The organism is Kocuria sp. KKT182, assembly GCF_055635395.1.
The window spans coordinates 2,260,430-2,283,755 of sequence record NZ_CM145757.1 but is presented as its reverse complement, the minus strand read 5'-3'; the positions used below and the strand labels follow the sequence as shown (position 1 = coordinate 2,283,755).

Genomic DNA, 23,326 nt, shown 5'->3' with positions numbered 1-23,326 from the left:
CGATGAGCGACCGCCATGGAACTGAAACCCCCGACCGGGCCACTCCACCAGAGGATCCCCCCACGCGGGGTCGGCTGGTCGCGATCGACGCTGCCCGGGGGCTGGCGCTGATCGGGTTGACTGCCATCCATTTCCTGCCCGCCTCCAATGAGGAGACACACGAGCCGACCTGGTCCTGGATCCTCTTCGCCGGGGACTCGGCGGCGTTGTTCGCCTTGCTGGCCGGGGTGGGGCTGGCTTTCGGCTCGGGTGGGCGCACCCGTCGGCAGGGGCCTTTGATGACGGCCGCCCGGGTCGGGGTGGCGGTCCGGGCCCTGCTGATCGCCGCAGTGGGCCTGTCCATCGGGTACCTGATGCCTGAAGACCCCCCGGCCGTCAATATCTTGGTCTACTACGGGGTGTTCTTCCTGCTGACCATTCCCTTCCTCCACTTGCGTCCCGTGACCCTGTTCATGTGCGCGGTGCTGTTCGGGGTCATCGCACCAGTGCTGATGCAGACCCTGCGGGGTCGGTTGCCGGAGTTCACCGCCTACAACCCCACTTTCAACGACGTGGTCACCGATCCTGGGGCGACGGCGGCCCAGTTGTTGCTGACCGGCACGTACCCGGCCCTGCCGTACATGACGTATCTGCTGACCGGCCTGGCCCTGGGGCGTCTGAACCTGCGCAATGCGCAGGTCCAAACCTTGCTCGTGCTGGTGGGGGCCGGGCTCGCCGCATTCGCCTACCTGAGCTCCTACGTTCTGCTCTACGTTGCCGAGGGCTACCACCAGTTGTTGCCCAGCGTCCCGGAACAGAGTGAGGAAGTGGTGGACGAGATCCTCGTGTGGGGAACCGACGAGGGGTTGCCGACCAGCACTGGTTGGTGGCTGGCTGTCACCACCCCGCACGCGAACATGCCGCTGGCCATTGCTTGGAGCCTGGGGATCGGGCTGGTCGTGCTGGGGATCTTCCTTCTCCTGGCCCGCACGATTGGGCCGTGGCTGCTGCCCTTGTCGGCGATGGGGGCGATGACCCTGACTCTCTACTCGGCCCAGCTGGTGCTGCTGTCCTTCGAGCTGCACTACGACCAGCCCGAGATCTGGTTCCTGGCCTATCTCCTCCTGGCTGCCCTGTTCGCGGTGGGTTGGCAGCGTGCCTTCGGGCAAGGGCCCTTGGAACGCCTCGTCAGTATGGCCGCCAAGGGAGCCGGCCGCACCGTGGTAGGGAACCGGACTCGCCCCGATCCCCACTGAACAGTCACGAGACAGCTTCCCCGGAGCAGCAGGCCCCGCCCGAAGCCTTCACCTGGTTCATTCACCAGGATCGATCGCCGACGGCAGGAGATACTCCTAAGTTCGCCCGGGACGACTTTGCGACGGCCGGCCGCCTTCGGGGCCTGCACCGTCGCGATTGACGTTACTTAACCCATACCGTCTGTCACACGTTTCAAGCCTTAACTGTTGCGGTAGGTGCTCCCTGCATGCACCGAGGGAACGGCCGGGGTGCATCTTCACCAAATCTTCAAAGACGAGCGTTTCAAATCGCCAGATCGGCAGTCTACGGTCGATCACATGGCGGACTGGCTCCAGCGGGTTCGTCTCCCGGATCTAACCGACGAAGGAGCAAGCCATGATCGACAACGTGACTTCGATGCTCGCGACCTACCCGAAGGACCTGGGCGGGGTGGACCGGCAGAAGCTGGCCGCGTGCATCGCCGCCTGTTTCGAGTGCGCCCAGACCTGTACGGCGTGTGCGGACGCGTGCCTGTCCGAGGACATGGTCGCGTAGCTGGCCAAGTGCATCCGCACCAACTTGGACTGCGCGGACATCTGCGAGTCCACCGGCCGGGCCCTGTCGCGGCACACCGGCTACGACGCCAACATCACGCTCGACACGATCAAGGCCTGCTGGATCGCCTGCAAGGCCTGTGCCGACGAGTGCGAGAAGCACGCGGACATGCACGAGCACTGCCGGATCTGTGCCGAGGCGTGCCGGCGTTGCGCGCAGGCTTGCGCCGAGCTCGTCGACGCCCTCGGCTGAGCAGAGATCTCCGGAGCAACCGGTGCGGCACCTGCCGCACCGGCACTCGCACTGAGGACCGCCCCCGTGGGTTGCGCCCTGGGGTAGGGCGGGCCGCCGGGTGTCGGCGCGTCTCACCTCAGGTCTCCGGAAACGACGAATGGCCCACCACAGCTCGAGGAGTACCAATGAGCACCGACCTTCCCACCGCTGTCGACGTCCTCGTGGTCGGTGGTGGCCCGGCCGGCCTGTCGGCGGCGACCTGGCTGGGCCGGTACCAGCGATCCACACTGGTCGTCGACGCCGGGCAGCAGCGAAACCTGCCCGCCGACCGCGCCCACGGCCTGCTGGGCCGGGACCCGACCACCCCGCAGGAGTTCCTGGCCGAGGCCCGCGCCGGAGTGGAGCAGTACCCCGAGGTGGCCCTCCATCACGGGGCGGTCACGGCCCTGCGCCGGGACGAGGCTGGGACGTTTCGGGCTACCGTCGACGACACGGAGGTGTCCGCGGAACGGGTCGTGCTGGCCACCGGAGTCCGGGACCGGCTCCCGGAGCTCGCCGGACTCCACGACCACTACGGCACCGACGTGCACCACTGCCCGGCCTGCGACGGGTACACCGCCCGGGATCAGGTGGTGATCGTGCTGGGCTCGGGCGAGCAGGTGCCGGCCTACGCCGCGGAACTGCTCGACTGGGCCGACACCGTGCGGATCGTCACCGACAGCACCGGCCAGGCCTTCGACGAGGACCAGCGGGCGGTGCTGGCCGACCACGGGGCCGAGGTCGTGGACGGGGTGGCCGAGGCGCTGGTCGGGGCACCTGGCGCCCTGGTGGGGGTGCAACTGACGAACGGGGAGCTGGTGGAGGGCGACAAGGTGTTCTTCTCCTACGCCCACCACCCTGTCAACCACCTGGCCCGGGACCTGGGGTGCGAGCTCGACCACGAGGGAGGGATCCTCGTCGACGGGTTCCAGCTCACCAGCGTGGACGGAGTTTACGCCGCGGGGGACATCACCGCGGGACTGCAGCTGGTGCCGATCGCCATCGGCAAGGGTGCCGCCGCGGGCGTCGCCTGCGCCACCTCGCTGCGCGGGCATCCCACCAACGGCGCGACACCGGCCCCGCCGACACGCCGGTTCACCACCAGATGATCATGACCAGACGGGTTCGAGGAAGAGCTCTGGCGGCGGATCCAACGCCGGGAGTGTCCGTGTCAACGATGTCGGTTGAGCAGCCACATGGGCCGAGGAGTCAGGCGCTGCGTTGTGGGGCCGGGCTTCAGCGGGTCGACAGCAACTGTTCCAGGTAACGGATTTCTGACTGCTGGCTGGCGACGATGGACTGTGCCAGCGACCGGACGGCTGGAAAATCCGTCTCCGCCAAGGCGGCCTCGGCCATGGTGACGCCAGCCTTGTGATGGGGGATCATCAGTTCAAGGTAGAGCCGTTCGGCCTCAAGGCCCTCAGCCTCCTCGAGGGCTTCGAGTTCGGCAGACGTGGCCATGCCCGACATCGCGGGTGCGTCCTGCGTGGTTGCGTGAGAGGTGCTGTGGCCGGCGCTTCCCTCCATCCGCGCCATGGCCGGTTGGGGAGAGGCCTGGGGCAGGTCCCATACCGATAGCCATCCGTACATTTGCCCGGCTTGGTGTTGCTGGGTGCGGGCGACGTCATAGGCCAGCTGACGGATTTCCGGGTCCTGTGTGCGGTCCCGGATCATCATGCTCATCTCAACGGCTTGCAGATGGTGGGCCTGTATGTCCCGGGCAAAATCAGCCTCCGAGCTTCCTCCAGATAGGCCAGAAGGCATCGGGGCGCTCAGTCGCCCTACGGCCCAGCCGCCGGCCACCAAGAGTATGGCGGCGGTGATAGCCAGCAGGGCCTGTTGGGATCCGCGTCCTGCTGGCCGGCTGGCCACGTCCTGCGTACTCATGCGACGCGGCCGGGACCGTCGAGTCCACCGGTGCAGGCTGCTCCGGGTTCGGGCGCCTGGGGAGACTGCCAGTACTTGGCGACGAAATCTGCGATGCGTTCGTCATCGGGCGTCTCCACGGTTACCTGGGCGCCCCAGGCGGAGAGGGCAATAGGCGAGTCCAGACCCTCGGAGGGGGAGACCACAGCGTGGGTGTCCGGCAAGATTTCTTGCAGGGTGGTGACTTCGTCCTCAGTCAAGGCCGAGGGATCGTAGGCGGCCCAGACAGCGCCGTGTTCCAGGGCATGCACAGCGTTCTCCTGGGGCACTTCTTGGGTGTAGACCCCGCAGTTGAGCCAGGTGCTGGCGTGATCACCGCCCACCGGAGGCTCTTGCTCATAGTCAACGGGGGTGCTCACATGCTCGGCATTGAGGTTTTCGAAGGTCTCCAGCCCCGCGATCTCAATGTCCTGGCGCGCCGGCGGAGGCGGGTCGTTGATCACCGCGACGGTCACTAAGAACTTGTTTCATAATGCGGTGAGGCGTCTGTGGCAGATCAGCGCGCAGGCCAGTTGCAGCAGTCCGAGATGGAGGTCGGCCCGGCGTTCCCACCGAGTCCGGAGTCGCTTGTAGGAGTGCAGCCAGGCGAAGCCGCGCTCCACCACCCAGCGATGCCGGCCCAGCCCGGAACCATGGGCGACGCCTCGACGGGCGATGCGCGGAGTGATCCCGCGGGCGCGCAGCAGCCGCCGGTACTTGTCGTGGTCATAGCCACGGTCCGCGAACAGTTCCCGGGGCTTGCGGCGGGGCCGACCACGCAACCCGCGGATCGGCGGAATCGAGTCGACCAGGGGCAACAGCTGGGTGACGTCGTTGCGGTTGCCGCCGGTGAGGGTGACCTGTAGCGGGATGCCGTTCGCCTCAACGATCAGGTGGTGCTTGGAACCGGGCCGGCCGCGATCGACGGGGCTGGGCCCGATGTGGTCCCCCCTTTGAGGGCCCGCACGTGCGAGCCGTCCACAGCGCACCGGTCTAGGTCCAGTGCCCCGGCCGCGCGCAGCTCAGCCAACAGCACTTCGTGTACCGCCGGCCACACTCCGGCCTCGGTCCAGTCCCTCATGCGCCGCCAGCAGGTCACTCCGGAGACGCCGAGCAGGTCCCGGGGCAGCTGGTTCCAGCCGAGCCCGGTCTTGAGCACGAACACGATCCCGGCCAGAGCTGTCCGGTCATCGGCGGGCTTGCGCCCTGGGTGCTGGTGGCGCCGGGGTGGGCGTGGTGGCAGCAACGGCTCGACTCGCTCCCACAGCGAGTCCGGTACGAGATCCCCCATCATGCCCACCAGGGTCACCGAGGACCCCGTCAGCACTCAAGGGCTACGTCGAACTCATTATGAAATGACCTCTAAGGAACCGACCAGGGCGACGGCGGCAACCGCACCTGTTCCCGTAAGAATTTTCCGCTTGCGAGCCGCTTTGTTTTCGGCGGCCCTGTGCGCCTCGAGCAGGGCAGCACGGTCCTGCCTCGCCGGCCCGGAATTCTTGGCACTACCCATGGTGTGATCTCCTCAAGGATTCAGTCAGTCCTCGTCTATGACGAGAAGACGCACCGGACCCGGTGCTGCCGTTGTAGTCGATGGCCCAGCTCAACCGGCCCACGCAGACGGCCTCGAGCTCGATAGCGCAGCTCGAAGCAAAGCTGATCGCTGCCTCCGGGGCCAGGATCCTAATCCGACGAATCTGTGAGGGTAACCCCCGCGGATCGACCTCGCTGAGATCCCTGTCCGCGACCAACCACGCAGAGGTCCCAGCCGGATCGGCGGGGGAGGACCCGAGGCCTGTCCCGCCCATGCCGGCACCACCCTTCTTCTCCGAGGATCTGAGGTTCAACAGATGACCGCTTTTACTACGGAAGATAGTATACGGTCGTCTGGGTTCGCATATCCCTCGTTGGTCTGCCCGGGGCCGGCAGCGCGCATGCTTCTCCGTGCGGTTGTCGCTCCCCTCGTTGCGGGGGTTGAATGCGTTCTGGCAGGTCTTGAGCGCCGGCCGAGTAAGACTGGCGTCGGAATCGGTGTGCCGGGCAAATATGTTGCCGGCGGCGGTCCTGGTGCCAATGCGGCACGGTGTGTGCGGACAGGCGTGCGTCGGTGCGGTCGGTGCAGCTCTCTGGGGATGCGCGAAGTAAGTGACGATGCATGCGACCAAATTGATCTTGCCCCTCCGCCTGGCCTCACAATCGTTGTGGCGCTACGGCGGCCTGCGCCAATGGGTGGCCGGCCCTGCGGCACGGTCGCCATGTCGGTCTTTATCGGGGTGTAACACTTGTCTACTATCTCCGATAGTATCCGGTCTGTGCCGATGATCGATCCGGTCGGCGCCCTCGTGCACATCGCCGAATTCTGCCGGTGCCCGAGGTTCCTGAAGAGAAATCGCTTGGCAGAAGCGGGGGAACCATTTTCGGTCCCGGTGATCCGGGGCCTTGGGGTTAAGTCGCCCAGGACGTATGCGTCCGGAGTGACCGGGTGTCTCCCACCCGCATCCGACAGCTCACCTCGTAGGCAAAGGGAGGAACTCACCCATGTCGCTTTTCAAGCACAACGCTGCCCGCCACCGCGCCGAGACCACCTCGCACGCGGTGCGCACCACCACGATCGCCGCCGCCGCCGGTGCCGCACTCATCGGCTCCATTGCTCCGGCCCAGGCCTACGCCGAGGTCCCCGCGGCCACGGCCACCGCCTACGCGGCCCCCGCCTCCGCACTGGCGACCTATTCCTCGGCGGCCTCCCCGGCCGTGGCCGCCCCGCAGACCGTCACCACCGCCTCCCAGGCCACGGCGGCACCCGAGCAGGCTGCTTCGACCGCGACGGTGTCCACCCAGTCGGCGGACATCACCGAGATCACCGGCGCCTCCGGGATCGTGGCCACCGCGATGCAGGGAGCCGGCACCGGCTACGTCTGGGGTGGGACCGCTTTCGGCGCCTGGGACTGCTCCGGCTTCACCAAGTGGGCCTACGCCCAGAACGGCATCGAGATCCCCCGCACCAGCTTCCAGCAGATCGCCGCAGCCACTCCCACCACGGCCCCTCAGCCGGGGGATCTGGTCTCCATGCGCGGAGGCAACCACATCGGCATCTACATCGGCGGCGGCAAGATGATCTCTGCCCTGAACCCCACCCAGGGCACCTTCGTCCACTCCGTCAACGACATGCCCCTGGACGGCTACTACACCTACCGCTGACCCGACCCCACAGCCGCGGCCGGCACCGGCCGCGGGCGGTCCGGAGGCATACGACCTCCACCATCTGCCACCCCACGACGAGCCGAGGCGAAACCCGCATGCTGCTGAGCGCCACTTCCCCGATCCATGCCCTGATGTCCGTCCCCGTCCGACAGGGCATCCCATCCCCGGACTGGCAGGGGTTCTCGGTCGGGCCGTTGACGATCCACGCCTACGCTTTGGCCATCCTGACCGGGATCGCCGCGGCGATGTGGCTGACGCTGCGCCGCTGGAAAGCGCGCGGGCTGGATCCGGAGATCGTGTGGGACGTGGTCATGTGGGCGGTCCCGATCGGGATCATCGGGGCCCGGGTCTACCACGTGCTCATCACGAACCCGGCCGGCTACTTCGGCCCCGGCGCCAATCCCGTGGACGCCCTGAAGATCTGGGAGGGTGGGCTGGGCATCATGGGGGCGGTGGCCTTCGGGGCACTGGCCGCGTGGTGGGTGTGCCGCCGCAACGGCATCCCCCTGTGGGTCTTCGCCGACGCCGCCGCTCCAGGGCTACTGCTGGCCCAAGCGATCGGGCGGTGGGGCAACTGGTTCAACCAGGAGCTCTTCGGCCGCCCCACGACCCTGCCGTGGGGCCTGGAGATCAACCCCGCCAACGCCAACTTCCCCGCCGGGTTACCCGCCGACACCCTCTTCCACCCCACCTTCCTCTACGAGTCCCTCTGGAACCTGGCCGGGGTGGTGCTGCTGCTGGTGCTGGACCGGAAGTTCCGTCTGGACGGCGGGAGGCTCTTCGCCCTCTACCTCATCCACTACGGGGTCGGGCGGATGCTCATCGAGCTGTTCCTGCGCATCGACCCGGCCCTGATGGTCCTGGGTCTGCGGGTGCACGTGTGGACTGCCCTGGGTCTCGTGCTGCTGGGCATTGTCATTTTCATTGCCGTCGCCATGCGTCGTCGCCGGACCGGCCTGGAGGCGACGGCACCGCCCTCGACCTGAGGCCACCGGAGCAGACCACTGCCACGGTGGCGACACCCCTGCGGTCCCGCCGCACTGGGATGGGGAGGATGATGTAGCTGGTTGCCCTCCCCATTCTTCCACCAGAATCTGGGATTGACCCGTGGCCGCCCGCGGCCCCCTGGTGAGGCGGCCTCCTCGGTCAGCCGCCCGGGGCCATAGAGGGCGAAGAGGACGTCGATCGTGGATAAGCCATGGGTGGCCTCCACCAGGACCGGTCTTCCTTTGCTCCTTCCTCGCCCGAGTTGGTGCGGTGAAACCCATCCAACTACTGTTTTCTATAGTAGATAGACCGTGGGGAGAGTCGAACACTTCATGCAACCGGTGCTCTGGGCTGGGCTTGCCGCTTCTGCGGTCACTGCGCTGATCCCTGCGCACGGTGACTCATCGATGTCCGGGGGAACGAACGACTTCGTGTTCTGGGCGCTGCCTGCGGCGAAGTTCGTGTTCAACGCCTCGGGCGCGGCCGTCACCGGCGCCCTGCTCCTGGCCTGTCTGGCGCTGGCGCCGGGCAGCCGTGAGCACGCCCGGGCGCTGAATCTTGCGGGCGTATCGGCGGTGGTGTGGATGCTTGCCGCGGTCGTGGCGGGCTTCATGGATTATCTGGACAACTGGGGCGAACCGGTGGCGTTCACCGAGTCCTTCGCCCGCCAGCTGGGCTACTTCTTCACCCACGTGGGCCTGGGTCAGTTGTGGCTGGCAACCATGGTGATCATCTCTCTCATCCCGTTGTTGTGCCTCGGGGCCCGGAGTCTTACGGTGACGACCGTAGCGGCGCTGCTGGCACTGGCGGGGTGGGTACCCCTGGCGCTGATGGGTCACCCGAACTACGGAGAGGGTCACGAAGCCGGGATCCTCGCCTTCGCGTTGCACATCATCGCGGCCGCCGCCTGGCTGGGCGGGCTCATTGCCTTGGTCGTTTTGCGCCCGGTCCTGGATGTCGAGCGGTTGCGCGTGGTGGCCGGACGTTACTCGACCCTGGCGCTGTTCGCTTTCTTTCTCCTGGTGTTCTCGGGTTACCTCAGGGCCCAGGCCACCGTCGGGGTCGCGGAGAACCTGCTCACCCCCTTCGGAGTGCTCGTGCTGATCAAGATCATCGCTGCCACTGCCGTGGGCTTGGCGGGATACCTCCAGCGCCGGTGGATTCTGACTCGCATGGGCCGTAGCGCTCCGGGCAGCGTCCGGTGGTTCTGGGCTCTGGTGGGCCTTGACCTGGTCCTGATGGGTGCTGCCTCGGCGTCCGCGGTGACACTGCTGCGCCGGGATGAGCCCGTCCCGGACGACCCGGTGGTGAACTACCGTCTCCTGGCGGAGAAAATGGCCGACGAACCACTGCCGCCGGCCCCCGAGGCCTCCACGTTCTTCAGCGAGACGGCGTTCGACCCACTGTGGTCGGCTGCGGTTGTGGCGGGCGTGCTCTGCTATGGGCTCGGCGTGCGGCGGATCCATCGCCAGGGCGGAACCTGGCCCGTGGCCAGGACGACGTCTTGGCTGACGGGAATGGTGGCGCTGTTCTACGTCACCAACGGCGGCGTCAATCAGTACCAGAACTTCCTGCTCAGCGCCCAGATACTGCTCCAGATGGCACTGATGGCGATCATTGGCCTGCTGCTGGCGCTAGCGCGCCCGGTGACACTGATCCTGCGCTCGGTACACGCCCGCCGCGACGGCAGCCGGGGCCTGCGGGAATGGGTCCAGATCGCAGGGGGCTCTCGCCTCGGCCAGTTGTTGGTCCGTCCTTCCGCGGCCACCGCTGTGCTGGTGATCTCAGTGCTGGCGTTCTACTTCTCAGCGTTGGTCGAATGGTCCGCCCGGGAACTTCTGGGCCACCAGTGGACGGTGATCTACTTCTTGGCCCTCGGATGCTTGTTCACCACGTCGATGCTCCGCTACCCCGACGGTTCGACGCAGAAGCAGCGGCGTTGCTGGGCCGCGCTGCTATTGGTGGCTGGGTTCTACGTTCTGTTTGGTGGCGTGATGGTTTCGGGCACGCACCTGTTGTCGGCGGATTGGTATGCGGCAATGGAACGGCCGTGGGGCATTGATCCGTTGGCGGATCAGCAGATCGGAGGCTGGTACATCCTCGTTCTCGGCATCGTTCAGGTGGCGAGCCTGGCCACCCGGTTGTTCATCTATCACCGGAATATGGCCTGGACTCACGAACGATCAGGTTTCTCTGCGGGGCCAGTGACCAGTGTGTCCTCAGTGAAATCGAGCATCGACCCCCTGTCGAAAGTTGAAAGGCCAATATGAGCACTCCCACCCGCAGCGGGCGGAACGGCACTGACAACGGTGTTGAGGGGCCCTCCTTCCCTGACCCGGGGCAGCGTGCAGACGATACCCAGCTGCCCGCGCTGGGGCCCCTGGGCATGGCCCGGTGGGCCTGGACGCAGCTGACGAAGATGAACACCGCCCTGTTCCTGCTGCTGCTACTGGCGGTCGCGGCGGTGCCGGGCTCGATCTTCCCGCAGCGGATCCAGGACCCGGGTGCGGTGGCCGACTACATCGATGCCAACCCAACCCTGGGGCCGTGGCTGGATCGGCTGCAGTTCTTCGACGTGTTCTCTTCGGCGTGGTTCTCCGCCATCTACATCCTGCTGTTCGTCTCTCTGGTCGGGTGCGTGCTGCCCCGGGCCGCCAAGCACTGGCGGGCTTGGCGGGCGCAGCCCCCGCGGACCCCTAAGTGTGATGTCCAGGGAGGTTGGTCAGGCGGGTGACCGGTGGCTGGCCTCCAAGTGCGGAGTGGGCTCGATGATGATTGTAGAAGTGCAGCCAGCCCGGTAGGGCATCGTCGCGCTCTGCCGTGGAGGGGTAGAACCGGGCGTAGGCCCAGCCATCGGCCAGGGTGCGGTGGAAGCGTTCGATCTTGCCGTTGGTCTGGGGCCGGTAGGGGCGGGTGCGTTTGGTCTTGATGCTCAGCTCGGCGCAGGCCTGGGCCCAGGCATGGGAGCGGTAGCAGGACCCGTTGTCCGAGAGCACCCGCTCCACGGTGACGCCCTGGTCGGCGAACCACGCCCTGGCTCGGCGCAGCACCCCGATCGCGGTGGCAGCCTTCTCATCGGTGCAGATCTCCGCGTACGCCATCCGGGAGTGGTCATCGATCACGGTATGCACGAAGGCGGTCCCGATCAGGGGGCCACGTACTGGGCCTTTGCGGCGTTGAGTATCGGTGGTGGCGCGGTTGCGGTCGCCTTGCTGCTTACCGAGGTAGCGCCAGCCACCTCCGTCGGGGATGTTGCCGAACTTGGTGACGTCGACGTGGATCAGTGATCCGGGATGGTCGTGTTCGTAGCGGCGCAGGGGTTCGCCGGTGACCCGGTCGATGCGGGAGAGCCGGTTGATCCGGCAGCGCACCAGCACCGCATGCACGGTCGAGGCCGGCATTCCGAGTCGGCCGGCGATCTGCACTGGGCCCAGCCGGTGTCGCCACCGCAGGGCCACGATCCTCCGGACCACCCCGGGGGCGGTCTTGGTCGGGCTGGTGCGCGGGCGAGAGCTGCGATCAGCCATCCCGGCTTGGCCTTCGGCCCGGTAGCGGTCGGCCCATTTCTTGGCCGTGCGGGCAGAGACCATGAACATCTTGGCCGCCGCGGCGTAGGTCCACTGATCCTCGACGATCAGCCGGGCCAGGCGTAGGCGTGTACGAGGGGTCAGGACGGCGTTAACGTGGGACATGAAGGCCTCCGGTGGGTGAAGCGGTGAACTAGACAGCTCCACTTCACTACCGGAGGCCTTCCCGTGTCAGCCCGACTCACCGCCTTGCGGCGGGACAACCTCCCTGGACATCACACCTAAGCGGCTGGGGCGGCTGCCCGAGCACCACCGCCTGGTCCTCGGTGGGCCCGCGGATGCCCCGGCCCCGAACAAGGTCGTGGCTGAGGCCGCCCGGCTGCTGCGCAAGCGCGGCTACCGGGTGGTCGTGCGCGACACAGGAGGACCGGCGCCGTCGGTGGCCGCCGAGCGCGGGATGTGGAAGGAGGTCGGCAACGTCGTCTTCCACCTGGCGCTGCTGGGGGTGCTGGTCTCCGTGGCGGTGGGGTCCCTGTTCGGCTACAAGGGGCAGAAGATTCTGGTGGAGGGCGAGTCTTTCGCCAACTCGTTGATCAACTACGACGCGTTCATCCCGGGCACGAACTACGACGCCGACCAGCTGGAGCCGTTCTCTCTCACCCTGGAGAACTTCGAGGTCGAGTTCTACCGCGACACCGTCGATCCCAGCCAGTACGGGACCCCGGTGGACTTCACCGCCGAGGTCACCGTCCAGGAACCCGGAGGACAGCCGCGGCAGGAGACCCTGAAGGTCAACGCCCCGGTCAACGTCGACGGGGTGAAGTCGTTCTTGATCGGCAACGGCTACGCCCCGGTCATCCGGGTGACCGACGGTAACGGGGACGTCGCCTTCGAGGGGCCGGTGGTGGGAATTCCTTCCGACGGGGTCTATACCTCCTCACTCGTGCTCAAGGCACCGGACGCCGCCCCGGACCAGCTGGGCTTCACCGGCCTGCTGCTGCCCACCGCGGTAACCGGAGAAGACGGGCTCCCGCGGTCGGCGGATCCGGGCCTGGCCAACCCGAAGCTGATTCTGTCCTCCTACTACGGGGACCTGGGGCTGGATTCGGGGGTACCGCAGAACGTCTACGTGCTCGACGTCGAAGGTCTCACCGAGCTCAACGGCATGCTCGCCCCGGACGGGCCGATCACCTTGGACGCCGCGGACCCTGTCTACGAGCTGCCCGAAGGCAAGGGCACCGTGGAGTTCCTCGACGTGAAGCGCTACGTGGGCCTGGACATCGTCTACGACCCCGGCAGGACGGGTGCCTTCGTGTCCTTCGTGCTGGCCTTCACGGGGTTGCTGATGTCGATGTTCATCTCCCGCCGCCGCGTGTGGGTGAGGGCATCGGAAGGCGTCGACAAGGACGGGGAGCCAGCCACAATCCTGGAGTACGGTCTGTTGGCCCGCGGGGAGGACCCGCGGCTCACGGCCGAGGCGCAGCGGCTGGGCGAGCTGTTCACCGAACAGTGGGGCAGCGCGCGTCCGCCCGCCGGCGCTGTTACACACCACAAGACGAGCAGGGCCCGCAGCGGTCCGGCCCACGACTGAGAGGACACCACCGATGACCGTCAACGAGAGCCTGGGTGCCTGGAGCGCACTGTTCATGCTCCTGGCCGCCATGACCTACCTGGTGGCCTTCGTGGCCTTCGCTTGGGACATGGCCTCCCACTCCAAGACCCTGCGTCGAGCCGAGCAACACAGCGGACAGGAAGGGCAGCTGGTCGGCGCGGCGACCACTGCCACCGTGAACACGGTGGAGGCCGCCGACACCCGGGCCGGGTTGGGCACCGGTGAACGCGGCCGCGGGTACCAGGCTTCCGCCCAGGCGGTGCTGGCCGACCACGTCGCTGACTCCTCCATGCGCTACACCGGGACCCGCCGCCCGGCGGCCCGGGCGGCCGTGACCGTCATGGTCCTGGCCTTCACCCTCCACGCCGTGGCCGTGGTGACCCGGGCGGTTGCTGCCGGGCGGGTGCCCTGGGGCAACATGTACGAGTTCTCCACCACCGGGGCCCTGGTGGTGACCGGGGTCTACCTCGTCTCCTTGGTGGTGCGCGACCTGCGCTTCGTGGGCACGCTCGTGTCCGGGCTCGTGGTGATCATGCTGACCGCGGCCACCATCGGGTTCCCCACCCCGGTGGGCCCACTGGTGCCGGCGCTGCAGTCCTGGTGGCTGGTGATCCACGTGTCCATCGCCGTGGCCGCCTCCGGGATCTTCACCATCACCTTCGCCATGGCCATCCTGCAACTGCTGCAGGCCCGCCGGGAGAAGGCGATCCTGGGCGGCGAGACCCCGGGCATGGGATTTCTGCGGATGGTGCCCTCCGCCCAGGCGCTGGAGAATCTCTCCTTCCGGCTCAACGCTGTCGGCTTCGCGTTCTGGACCTTCACTCTGGCCGCCGGTGCGATCTGGGCCGAGCAGTCCTGGGGCCGGTACTGGGGCTGGGACGTCAAAGAAGTGTGGACGTTCGTGATCTGGGTGGTCTACGCCGCCTACATGCACGCTAGGGCCACCCGCGGGTGGACCGGCACCCGCTCGGCGTGGCTGTCGATCGTCGGGTACCTGTGCGTCATCTTCAACTTCGCCGTGGTCAACACCGTCTTTACCGGCCTGCACTCCTACTCCGGGTTGTGAGCCGGACTCGTCCACCCCGTCGTCTGCCCCGCCGTCCGGAACCGCCGATGGAACTCGCTCTTGCTGGGGCGCTGAATCTGAGGGCCTTGGGGCTGCGAGCACCGACGGGCGTGAACTCTCGTCCCGCCGATGGCATCCCCCCAGCACGGATCTTGGTCCGGTGATTTGCCTGGCGTTACCGGTGCCAGATATCAGTTCGCCACCGTGCTCTACTATGGAGCCTAGGATTAGTGTCGGAGGAACGGCGCGACACGGGAAAGGGGCCACGGTGCATCGTTTGGGGCAGTTGGAGTCGACCATCATGGAACGCATGTGGTCGCGGTCGGAGTCGGCCTCGGTCCGGGACATCCTGGTGGATCTGCAGCGTGAGCGCGAGATCGCGTACATGACCGTGAAGACCGTCATGGACACCCTCCGCCGCAAGGGGCTGTTGACCAGGGAGCCGGATGGACGCGCGTTCCGCTACCGCCCGACCCAAACCCGTGAGCAGTACACCGCCGCGCACATGGGAGAGGTCCTCGCCGGTGGTAGCGACCGCAAGGCCACACTGTTGCACTTCCTGGATCAGATCCCGGCCGAGGATCTGGCCGAGCTGCGGGAGGTGCTCAACCGGGGTGCCGGTCCCGAGGCTGAGACGGCCCCGTGACGGCGCCGCTGCTGCTCGTCGGCTTCGCGGTCTTGGCCGTGGTGGCAGGCCCGTTGCTGCGCCAGGGGACGTGGGCTGACCGGTCGCCGCGACTGGCGATCTTTGCCTGGCAGGCAGTGAGCGTTTCTGCCGTGTTGAGCGTGATCCTGGCCGGCGTGTCTCTGGCGATGCCGGTGATGCCCACGACAACCGGGGTGGCCGACTTCCTGCAAGCCTGCGCGCTCGTGCTGCGTCAGCAGTACTCGACCCCCGGTGGTGCCGCCCTCAGCACGGCCGGGGCGATCCTGGTGATCCTGGTACTGGGGCGCGTGCTCTACTGCCTGGTCGCCGAGCTGTTGTCTGCACGTGGCGACCGGCTCAAGCAGCTGGGGTCGTTGTCGTTGATCTCCCGCCGCGATCCGGTCACGGGCGTGCTGGTGGTCGACCATGATGTGCCGGCCGCGTACTGCCTGCCGGGGCGCCGCAGCGAGATCGTCTTCACCACCGCCGCCTTGGGCGCACTGGACGCGGAGCAGCGCGACGCGGTGCTGCGCCACGAGCAGGCGCACCTGCGAGGGCAGCACCACGTGATTCTCGGGGGTGCCGACGCGCTGGTTCGGGCCTTCCCCAAGGTCCCCCTCTTCGTCGTCGCACGCGCGGAGATGGGCCGGCTGGTGGAACTCATCGCCGATGACAAAGCGGCTGCCGGAGAGAACAACCGGCTCGCCGTGGCCACTGCCCTCGTACGGCTGGCCGAGGCCGGAAGTGCTCCGGCCTCGGCGTTGGCCGCCAGCGGCACGGCCACGGTGGTGCGCGTGCGCAGACTGGCCGCACCGGCCGCTCCGCTGCGCCGGGTGCGGGTGGCGCTGACCGTGGCCGCGGCCACGACCGTGCTGGCCCTACCCGTGGGGGTCGCGGCGACACCGGCCATGGCCACGGCTCAGGCGCAGATGTGCCCCCTGGAACTGCCGGAGATCACCTGACCTATCAGGCTCGCACCACCACGGTTGTCGATCCCAAGATGCAGGAGGATTGTCCGGGCCCGGTCCCGTTCGCGCGGTATCCCACATCCAGCTCACAGCGGCGCAACGCGCACCCTGGGCTCACCCGAGCGCCCGAGCCGGCTGCCGAGCACAACGACTACGGCCCTGGCACCGCCTGCTCAGTCCTAGGCCGAGGGGGTCCGCCCGACCATTCTCGGCGGGCCGATCGGTGCCGTCGCCGCCGTCTCATCGGGCCCGAGGGCGGCGCAAGACGCGGCCGGAGACCTGGACGGGGTCAGTGCCGGGGTCAGCCGCTGGTCTCCAATGCCGTGTTGATGAGGGCGCGCAGTGTGCTCTTCTCGGCGATTCCCAGGACCCTGGCCGAGATGCGTCCGTCCTTGTCGATGACCACAGTGGTTGGAACCGCCTGCGGGGGCACGAACTCGCTCAGCCCCATCGCGATCGAACCGTCCGTGTCCAGGGCGCTGGGGTAGGTGATGCCGAAACTGCGCTCGAACGCCGAGGAGGTCGCCTGCTGGTCCCGAAGGTTGATGCCGAGAAACTGCACCTCCCGCCCGCCGAACGCCTGGTCCAGGGCGTCCAGGTCCTCTTTCGCCGCGGACTTCTCGGCCGCAGCGCCGGCTGCGCTGAACTCCTCGTGCAGTGCCTGCAGATCAGGAGCCTCCACCCGGCACGGGGCGCAGGCGGCGTACCAGAAGTTCAAGACGGTGACCTGCCCTTCAAGGTCCGCCGTGGTGATGACGGTCCCGTCCTCCAGGGTCGCCTCGAAACTGCTGATCGGAGCACGCTCACCGGGGGGATACTCGGCCACCGAGCCGTCCCCCGCCACGTAGTTCGTGTTCGCCGCCGAAGCCTGCTCGGCCAGCGGGTCCGAAGTCGTGCATGCTGCCAGCAGAAAAGAGGAGACCACCAGCAACGCAGAGGCCTTCCACAGCCTGCGCGGACTTCCGGACCGCGCAGGTCCCCGACGCGGGCCGCGACCCGGCGTGTAGGTCCACTTGCGGTCTTCGACGGTCGTTTCCATGCGCGTTTCCCCTCGCTGTGCCGGACGTCATCGCCTGCGGCTGGTGAACATTACCAGCTATACTATCAACCATAGTATTGATGACCTGCACCCGTCGGCGCCGCAACGGCAGAGATCATGCCGCTGCTGCCGATGTCCGGTCACCCGTTCAGCAGTGACCTCATGACCAGTCCCTCCATGCCCGGTTGGACGTGGGTACAAACATACGCCCGGGGTATACATAGATACCCCCAGGGGGTATAAAGGAAGTGGGGGCGAACTGGCCCCGACAGCACCGACCACGGAAACGAAGGAGTCTTGGCATGAGCACCACCACCACCTACACCGTCACCGGCATGACCTGCTCGCACTGCGTCCACTCAGTGACCGAGGAAGTGGGCAGGATCGCCGGCGTGCGCAACGTCGAGGTCGATCTGGTCCCCGGCGGGGCCTCGGAAATGACGATCACCAGCGACACCGCACCGGCGCGCGAGGACGTCCGGGAAGCCGTGGACGAGGCCGGATATGAACTCACGGACACCTCTGCCTGAGTCAGTACCGGCCGGCTCGGCCGGCCACGGCCACACCAGAAAGGAGAGGGGTCGATGAACCAGCAACACCTCGAGCTCGAGATCAGCGGCATGACCTGCGCCTCCTGCGCGGCGCGCATCGAGAAGAAGCTCAACCGGATGCCCGGGGTGGAAGCCAGCGTCAACTACGCCACCGAGAAGGCGCAGGTCGACCTGCCGGAAGGCACCACGGCCGAAGACGCGATGGCCACCGTGGAAGCCACCGGCTACACCGCCCAGGTGCGGCAGCCGGCCGCCCCCGGGGCCGAGCAGGCCGATGAGCAGGTGGCGGGCTCAGATGAGACCGCGCCCCTGCGGCAGCGACTGATCCTCTCGGCTGTGCTCACGGTGCCGGTGGTGGTCCTGGCGATGATCGCTCCCTTGCAGTTCGACAACTGGCAGTGGCTGTCGCTGGCATTGGCCGCTCCGGTGGCGACCTGGGGCGCCTGGCCCTTCCACCGGGCCGCCTGGGCCAACATCCGCCACGGTGCGGCGACCATGGACACCCTGATCAGCCTCGGGGTGCTCGCGGCCTTCGGCTGGTCCCTCTACGCCCTGTTCTTCGGTGCGGCCGGGCAGCCGGGCTTCCGCATGGACTTCACCCTCATCCCCCAACGCGGCATGGGAGCCCATGAGATCTATCTCGAGGTCGCCGCCGCCCTGACGGTCTTCCTGCTGCTCGGGCGCTACTTCGAGGCCCGCGCCAAGAAGCGCTCCGGAGCGGCCCTGCGGGCTCTGCTGGAGATGGGCGCCAAGGACGTCACCGTGGTCCGCGACGGTGAGCAGGTGCGCATCCCGGTGGAGCAACTGACGGTGGGGGATGAGTTCTTCGTGCGCCCCGGTGAGAAGATCGCCACCGACGGGACCGTGGTCGAAGGCACCTCGGCGGTGGACGCCTCCATGCTCACCGGGGAGCCGGTGCCCGTGGAGGTCGGCCCGGGCGAAGCGGTGGCTGGGGCCACCGTCAACGTCGGCGGACGCCTGCTGGTACGAGCCACCCGGGTGGGGTCGGACACCCAGCTGGCGCAGATGGCGCGGCTGGTGGAGCAGGCCCAGACCGGCAAAGCCCCGGTCCAGCGGCTGGCCGACCGGGTCTCGGCGGTCTTCGTGCCGACCGTGATCACGATCTCCCTGGCCACCCTGGGTTTCTGGCTGTTCGTGGGGGCCGGGGCGGAGATGGCGTTCACCGCCGCGGTGGCCGTGCTCATCATCGCCTGCCCGTGCGCGCTCGGACTGGCCACCCCCACAGCGCTGATGGTGGGCACCGGGCGCGGGGCCCAGCTGGGGATCTTGATCAAGGGCCCGCAGGTCCTGGAGTCCACCCGCCAGGTCGACACGATCGTGCTGGACAAGACCGGCACCGTCACCGCAGGCAAGATGCGCCTGGTCGACGTCGTCCCCGCCCCGGACACCGAGGCCGAGCAGGTGCTGCGGTTGGCCGGGGCACTGGAGGACGCCTCCGAGCACCCCATCGCCGAAGCCATCGCCACCGGTGCCCGCGAGAGGGTTGGGGACCTGCCGGCGGTGGAGTCCTTCACCAGCACCCAGGGTCTGGGGGTGACCGGTGTGGTCGCCGGCCACGCCGTGGCCGCCGGGCGGATCTCCTGGTTGGTCGAGCAGTGGGCGCTGGCCCTCGTCGATCCCACCCTGGAGGCCGCGCTGGAGGAGGCCGAGGCGGCCGGGCGCACCGTGGTGGCCGTGGGTTGGGACGGGCGCATCCGCGGCGTCCTCGTCGTGGCCGACACCCTCAAGCCCACCTCCGCCCAGGCCGTGGCCGAGCTCAAGGGCCTCGGGCTGCGCCCGGTGCTGCTCACCGGTGACAACACCCGTGTGGCACGGGCGATCGCCGCCGAGGTCGGGATCGGGGAGGTCATCGCCGAGGTCATGCCCGAGGACAAGGTCGACGTGGTGACCCGGCTGCAGGAATCCGGGCGGGTGGTGGCCATGGTCGGTGACGGCGTCAACGACGCTGCCGCCCTGGCCCAGTCGGATCTGGGCATCGCCATGGGCACCGGCACCGACGTGGCCATCGAAGCCTCCGACCTCACCCTGGTCCGCGGAGACCTGCGCACGGCCGTGGACGCGGTGCGGCTGTCGCGGCGGACGCTGGCGACGATCAAGGGCAACCTGTTCTGGGCCTTCGCCTACAACATCGCCGCGATCCCCCTGGCCGTGTCCGGTTTCCTCAACCCGCTGATCGCCGGGGCGGCCATGGCCTTCTCCTCGGTGTTCGTCGTCAGCAACAGCCTGCGCCTGCGCGGCTTCCGCGCCGTCTCCGTCGACCCCAGCCCGGGGCCGGGTGCCGGCCGCGGCGTCGACGAACCCGCCGCCACCGTCCCCGCCTGACAACCCCGGCACGACTGCGCCCGCCCCCTTTCGAAAAGGGGCGGGCGCAGGGTGCACCGACGGGCTTACCGTCCGTCGTCTTCCAGGACTCGCAACCGCTCCCGGTACTCCTCGGTGCTCAGTTCCCCACGGGCGTAGCGCTCCTCGAGGACCTCTCGCCCCCGGCCGAAGCCCGCGCCGGTTCCGGTCCTGCCTTTGTCCTGGGACCTGCCGGAGAAGGCCCTCACCACAACGACCGCCAGCACCACCACGCCCCCGAGCAGCAGCAGCCCGGCCAGCCACATCATGGCCATACCGCCCGCGCACCCCGTACCGCCCATGTCCCATCCATTCGTCACGACGTGTCTCCTTTCCCTGTGACAGCTTTCGGGTCCACCGCAGCCATGGGTGACAACGAGGGCAGCGGCCTGGGCCCCGCATCACGGCGTTTGAGCATTCCGGCAACGTCCCGGCGTCACCAGCGCCTGCTGCCGGCGGCGCAACCAGGGATCCGTGGGTGGGTCCGTGGTTGCCGGTGACCGGTATGGTCCTCGGTGAAACCCACTGCTACTATTCTACATAGTAGGACGTTGACGAGGTGGTGGATCCCGCCACTGGCCGCCTGCTTGTGGATCAAGGAGATGAAGATGTCGGAACTGCTGTTGGGGTTGGCTGTGCTGGCGTGCCCATTGGGCATGGGGGCGATGATGTGGTTCATGATGCGGGGCATGGGGAACAACCAGGCCGCTCCTGCCTCGGCCCCGGCCGGTGACCCTGTCGCCGAGGCCGAGCTGCAGTTGCTGCGCCGCGAGGTCGATCAGCTGCGGGCGGCCCAGCAGGCATCGAGCACGGGGAGCGGGATGCTCCGATGATCAGCACCGGGATCGCCGCAGCCATTTTTGCCACATCTGTGGTCTTCACATACTTCTTCTGCCTGCGCCCGATGAAGCGCGGTCGATGCGCCATGACGTCCCGCATGCCCACCAGCACGTCGATGAGCCATGAGGCAGAGATCGCGCAGCTGCGCCAGGAGATCCGGAACCTGCGAGGGTAGGGCCTCCCTCGCCTTCGGGCCTTGAAGGCCCAGCATGAGGTTCCTGGTGGCCCGCCGAGTTTCTCCCATCATGAGAGCCTCACTTCGGCAGCGCTCGGGGACCCCTGCCTGGCAGCTCAGCCGTTCACTGCATCTCACGATCAATGCCCTGATGCGCCGCGCCAGTCGAACCCGTGCCGGTCGGTTCGCGCGAGAAGTCCTGAGTCGCTCGGCACGGAGACGTGGTCGAGGGTCGGGTGCGATGCATCGGCCGCAGAGCAATAGCCGACCCCTCGTCCACCGGGGCGCAGGTCGGCCTGACGGGCGCTTTGAGTCTGCCCCTCGCCAAGCACTACTATGTGGCATAGTAATAAGTTGACCGGCACCACACAGGACGAAGGAGACCTCTCATGTTCACCGCTGCAACGTCGACCCTGGCCGCCACGGCCGTACTCGCCGCAGGGGCCCTCATCGGCACCTCCGCACCCGGGCCCACGGACCCGCCCCAGGGTTTGGGAGCGTCCCAGGAGCACCGCCACGACGGTAGCGCCGGCCACCCCGACATGGCCCAGATGCACGAACGGATGATGGGTGGCATGGGTGGGGGAATGATGGAGGGCGATTCCGACATGGGCATGCAGTAAGCGCGCGTCTACGCAGTCTCTTGTTCCTGAACTTCTGAAAGTGACCCGATGATCCGACACACTTCTGCACTTGGCGGCCGCACGGCCCGCCTCGCCGGGCTGGCCACAGTCACCGTCCTGCTCGTCTCCGCCTGCGCCCAGGGGAGCGGTGACGAGGGAGCCAGTTCCGAGCAGGCGGCGAGCGAATCGGAGAACCCGTTCGGCCATGTCCATGGTCTCGCCGTGGACCCGGGCACCGACGAGCTGTTGCTCGCCGGCCACAACGGTCTGTTCGATCTCAGTGGCGAGGAGCCAGAGAAAATCGGGGAGACCAACGACTACATGGGTTTCGCCGTTGCCGGCCCCGATCACTACTACGCCTCCGGCCACCCCGGCCCGGAATCAGACCTGCCCAATCCGGCGGGCCTGATCGAGTCCACCGACGGTGGGGAGACCTGGCAGGTGCTCTCCCGCCAAGGCGAGTCGGACTTCCACGCCATGGCCGTCTCCTCCGAAGGCGTCATCGGCTTCGACGGGACCCTGCGGTTCACTCCCGACGGGCAGGAGTGGTCGGAGGTGGACGAGCAGATCCAGCCCGCACACCTGGCCGCCTCCCCGCAGGACCCGGTCGTGCTGGCGACGACCGAACCGGGCGTGCAGCGCTCGACCGACGGCGGCCGCACCTGGGAGCTGCCCGAGGGCGCCCCGGTGCTGCTGGTGACCGGGTTCGCCGACGCGGACACGGCCGTGGGGGTCGACCCGGACGGTGCCGTGCACGTCAGCCGCGACGCCGGGTTGACCTGGGAGGAGGCCGGAGGTCAGACCGCCCAGCCGGCGGCCGTCGCCGCCGAGGTGGTAGACGGGGGCCTGCACATCTGGGTCGCCACCGAGGAAGGTGTCGAGTTCTCCGAGGACGGCGGGGCCACCTTCTCCACCACGATTCCGGTAGCGGAGTAAGCGCACTTGATGGCGTATCCCTGCATCACCGGCCGCGCCGCCCGTGAGGGGAGCGGCCGGTGATCCTGCTGAGCATCGGAGAGTTCTTCGCCCAGAACGTCCAGTCCGGTGCCCTGCTCGTAGCGATCCCCCTGGCGCTCATCGCGGGGATCGTCTCCTTCATCTCCCCGTGCATCCTGCCCCTGGTGCCCGGTTACCTGGGGTACGTCTCGGGGCTGACTGATCCCACCGCCCCCGGTAACCGGCGCAGGGTCCTGACCGGTGTGGGCCTGTTCATCCTGGGCTTCGCGCTCGTCTTCACCTTCTACGGGGCTGCGTTCGGGGCCATCGGCGGGTGGTTGCTGCGGTGGCAGGACCTGATGATCCGCATCCTGGGCGTGTTCGTCATCGGAATGGGCCTGGCCCTGATCGGGCGCCTGCCCTTCCTGCAGGGAACGACGAAGCCTTCCTGGCAGCCGCGCCGAGGCCTGGCCGGCTCTCCGTTGCTGGGCGTGGTGTTCGGCCTGGGCTGGACCCCGTGCATGGGACCGACCCTGAGTGCGGTGCTGGCCCTGAGCACCACCACTGGCACCGCCTGGCGTGGGGCGCTGCTGGCCTTCGTCTACTGCCTCGGACTCGGCATTCCCTTCGTCCTGGTCGCCCTGGGCATTGGCTGGGTCTCCAAGACCCTGGCGTTCATCCGCCGGCACATGCGCGCCTTCAACCTCGCCGGTGGTTCCGTGCTGATCCTCGTGGGAGTGCTCATGGTCTCCGGGATCTGGGTGCAGTGGATCTATCAGCTCCAGAACCTTTCCGGCACCTATCTCACGCCTGTCTGATCCCTGGGTCTGGCTGCACGAACCGCAG

Annotated in this window: 22 protein-coding genes, 2 pseudogenes and 1 riboswitch; of the genes and pseudogenes, 18 read left to right on the top strand and 6 right to left on the bottom strand. The window is 67.8% G+C overall.

Going from position 1 to position 23,326, the window contains the following annotated elements; all coding sequences use genetic code 11:
• Window positions 1–2 precede the first annotated feature (2 nt).
• The 3 genes and pseudogenes from ACZ2G1_RS10640 (at window position 3) to ACZ2G1_RS10630 (ending at window position 3,152) form a co-directional block, all read left to right on the top strand.
• Window positions 3–1,235, top strand: a complete 1,233-nt coding sequence (locus ACZ2G1_RS10640; protein ID WP_470376715.1) for a heparan-alpha-glucosaminide N-acetyltransferase domain-containing protein — start codon at window positions 3–5, stop codon at window positions 1,233–1,235.
• 376 nt (window positions 1,236–1,611) lie between these two features.
• Window positions 1,612–2,022: pseudogene (locus ACZ2G1_RS10635) on the top strand (four-helix bundle copper-binding protein).
• A 167-nt stretch (window positions 2,023–2,189) separates the two neighbouring features.
• The gene (locus ACZ2G1_RS10630; RefSeq protein ID WP_470376714.1) at window positions 2,190–3,152 is read left to right on the top strand and encodes an NAD(P)/FAD-dependent oxidoreductase; all 963 of its coding nucleotides are present in this window, start codon (window positions 2,190–2,192) and stop codon (window positions 3,150–3,152) included.
• Window positions 3,153–3,279: 127 nt separating this feature from the next.
• Here ACZ2G1_RS10630 and ACZ2G1_RS10625 read toward each other — a convergent pair whose 3' ends face one another.
• From ACZ2G1_RS10625 to ACZ2G1_RS10615, 3 genes are all read right to left on the bottom strand, one after another.
• Window positions 3,280–3,726: a DUF305 domain-containing protein gene (locus ACZ2G1_RS10625; RefSeq protein WP_470376713.1), complete on the bottom strand. Its 447-nt coding sequence runs from the start codon at window positions 3,724–3,726 to the stop codon at window positions 3,280–3,282.
• Between the two features lie 200 nt (window positions 3,727–3,926).
• Window positions 3,927–4,424: a DUF3105 domain-containing protein gene (locus ACZ2G1_RS10620; RefSeq protein ID WP_470376712.1), complete on the bottom strand. Its 498-nt coding sequence runs from the start codon at window positions 4,422–4,424 to the stop codon at window positions 3,927–3,929.
• 12 nt (window positions 4,425–4,436) lie between these two features.
• Window positions 4,437–5,242, bottom strand: a protein-coding gene (locus ACZ2G1_RS10615; RefSeq protein ID WP_470376661.1) for an IS5 family transposase whose coding sequence is annotated in 2 segments (ribosomal slippage) — window positions 4,437–4,903 and window positions 4,903–5,242 — 807 coding nt in all. Because the reading frame shifts where the segments join, the coding sequence is not laid out codon by codon here.
• Between the two features lie 1,046 nt (window positions 5,243–6,288).
• Window positions 6,289–6,481: riboswitch (cyclic di-AMP (ydaO/yuaA leader) on the top strand.
• Between the two features lie 5 nt (window positions 6,482–6,486).
• On the opposite strand from ACZ2G1_RS10615, the gene ACZ2G1_RS10610 reads away from it, so the two are divergent.
• The 4 genes and pseudogenes from ACZ2G1_RS10610 to ACZ2G1_RS10595 form a co-directional block, all read left to right on the top strand.
• A complete protein-coding gene (locus tag ACZ2G1_RS10610; protein WP_470376711.1) occupies window positions 6,487–7,146 on the top strand; it encodes a C40 family peptidase in 660 nt (219 codons plus the stop codon).
• A 134-nt stretch (window positions 7,147–7,280) separates the two neighbouring features.
• Entirely contained in the window at window positions 7,281–8,135 is an 855-nt protein-coding gene (gene lgt, locus ACZ2G1_RS10605) for a prolipoprotein diacylglyceryl transferase (RefSeq protein ID WP_470376710.1), read from the top strand.
• A 333-nt stretch (window positions 8,136–8,468) separates the two neighbouring features.
• Window positions 8,469–10,406, top strand: coding sequence for a bifunctional copper resistance protein CopD/cytochrome c oxidase assembly protein (locus tag ACZ2G1_RS10600; RefSeq protein WP_470376709.1), 1,938 nt, complete (start codon window positions 8,469–8,471; stop codon window positions 10,404–10,406).
• 116 nt (window positions 10,407–10,522) lie between these two features.
• Window positions 10,523–10,837 (top strand): annotated as a pseudogene (locus ACZ2G1_RS10595) (cytochrome c biogenesis ResB family protein); the annotation flags it as partial.
• Here the strand turns inward: ACZ2G1_RS10595 and ACZ2G1_RS10590 are convergent.
• Window positions 10,833–11,828, bottom strand: coding sequence for an IS481 family transposase (locus ACZ2G1_RS10590; RefSeq protein ID WP_109222098.1), 996 nt, complete (start codon window positions 11,826–11,828; stop codon window positions 10,833–10,835). The pseudogene ACZ2G1_RS10595 and the gene ACZ2G1_RS10590 sit on opposite strands and share 5 nt — an antisense overlap.
• A 103-nt stretch (window positions 11,829–11,931) precedes the next feature.
• On the opposite strand from ACZ2G1_RS10590, the gene resB reads away from it, so the two are divergent.
• The 4 genes from resB to ACZ2G1_RS10570 all read left to right on the top strand — a co-directional run bounded on the left by resB (window position 11,932) and on the right by ACZ2G1_RS10570 (window position 15,949).
• Window positions 11,932–13,254: a cytochrome c biogenesis protein ResB gene (gene resB, locus ACZ2G1_RS10585; protein WP_470377723.1), complete on the top strand. Its 1,323-nt coding sequence runs from the start codon at window positions 11,932–11,934 to the stop codon at window positions 13,252–13,254.
• A gap of 13 nt (window positions 13,255–13,267) precedes the next feature.
• Window positions 13,268–14,341 (top strand): c-type cytochrome biogenesis protein CcsB, encoded by a 1,074-nt coding sequence (ccsB, locus tag ACZ2G1_RS10580; protein WP_470376708.1) that lies wholly within the window; start codon window positions 13,268–13,270, stop codon window positions 14,339–14,341.
• Window positions 14,342–14,642: 301 nt separating this feature from the next.
• Complete coding sequence (locus ACZ2G1_RS10575) at window positions 14,643–14,987, top strand: BlaI/MecI/CopY family transcriptional regulator (protein WP_470376707.1); 345 nt, start codon at window positions 14,643–14,645, stop codon at window positions 14,985–14,987.
• Entirely contained in the window at window positions 14,984–15,949 is a 966-nt protein-coding gene (locus tag ACZ2G1_RS10570; RefSeq protein WP_470376706.1) for a M56 family metallopeptidase, read from the top strand. The genes ACZ2G1_RS10575 and ACZ2G1_RS10570 overlap by 4 nt, the downstream gene beginning before the upstream one ends.
• Window positions 15,950–16,256: 307 nt before the next feature.
• On the opposite strand, the gene ACZ2G1_RS10565 is transcribed toward ACZ2G1_RS10570, so the two are convergent.
• Window positions 16,257–16,994, bottom strand: coding sequence for a TlpA family protein disulfide reductase (locus tag ACZ2G1_RS10565; protein ID WP_470376705.1), 738 nt, complete (start codon window positions 16,992–16,994; stop codon window positions 16,257–16,259).
• A 302-nt stretch (window positions 16,995–17,296) separates the two neighbouring features.
• On the opposite strand from ACZ2G1_RS10565, the gene ACZ2G1_RS10560 reads away from it, so the two are divergent.
• Together ACZ2G1_RS10560 and ACZ2G1_RS10555 are read left to right on the top strand one after the other, a co-directional pair.
• Window positions 17,297–17,524: a heavy-metal-associated domain-containing protein gene (locus tag ACZ2G1_RS10560; protein ID WP_470376704.1), complete on the top strand. Its 228-nt coding sequence runs from the start codon at window positions 17,297–17,299 to the stop codon at window positions 17,522–17,524.
• Window positions 17,525–17,578: 54 nt separating this feature from the next.
• Complete coding sequence (locus ACZ2G1_RS10555; protein WP_470376703.1) at window positions 17,579–19,888, top strand: heavy metal translocating P-type ATPase; 2,310 nt, start codon at window positions 17,579–17,581, stop codon at window positions 19,886–19,888.
• A gap of 65 nt (window positions 19,889–19,953) precedes the next feature.
• Here the strand turns inward: ACZ2G1_RS10555 and ACZ2G1_RS10550 are convergent, their stop codons facing one another.
• Window positions 19,954–20,226, bottom strand: coding sequence for an SHOCT domain-containing protein (locus tag ACZ2G1_RS10550; protein WP_470376702.1), 273 nt, complete (start codon window positions 20,224–20,226; stop codon window positions 19,954–19,956).
• A gap of 282 nt (window positions 20,227–20,508) precedes the next feature.
• Between ACZ2G1_RS10550 and ACZ2G1_RS10545 the strand changes: the two genes are divergently transcribed.
• The 5 genes from ACZ2G1_RS10545 to ACZ2G1_RS10525 all read left to right on the top strand — a co-directional run bounded on the left by ACZ2G1_RS10545 (window position 20,509) and on the right by ACZ2G1_RS10525 (window position 23,298).
• Window positions 20,509–20,739, top strand: a complete 231-nt coding sequence (locus tag ACZ2G1_RS10545; RefSeq protein ID WP_470376701.1) for a hypothetical protein — start codon at window positions 20,509–20,511, stop codon at window positions 20,737–20,739.
• A complete protein-coding gene (locus ACZ2G1_RS10540) occupies window positions 20,736–20,921 on the top strand; it encodes a hypothetical protein (RefSeq protein ID WP_470376700.1) in 186 nt (61 codons plus the stop codon). Before ACZ2G1_RS10545 ends, ACZ2G1_RS10540 begins: the two co-directional genes overlap by 4 nt.
• Window positions 20,922–21,310: 389 nt before the next feature.
• Window positions 21,311–21,544, top strand: a complete 234-nt coding sequence (locus tag ACZ2G1_RS10535) for a hypothetical protein (RefSeq protein WP_470376699.1) — start codon at window positions 21,311–21,313, stop codon at window positions 21,542–21,544.
• 48 nt (window positions 21,545–21,592) lie between these two features.
• Entirely contained in the window at window positions 21,593–22,480 is an 888-nt protein-coding gene (locus tag ACZ2G1_RS10530) for a F510_1955 family glycosylhydrolase (protein ID WP_470376698.1), read from the top strand.
• A 68-nt stretch (window positions 22,481–22,548) separates the two neighbouring features.
• Window positions 22,549–23,298 carry a cytochrome c biogenesis CcdA family protein gene (locus ACZ2G1_RS10525; RefSeq protein WP_470377722.1) on the top strand — a complete coding sequence of 250 codons (750 nt, stop codon included), beginning with the start codon at window positions 22,549–22,551 and terminating at the stop codon, window positions 23,296–23,298.
• Window positions 23,299–23,326: the final 28 nt, after the last annotated feature.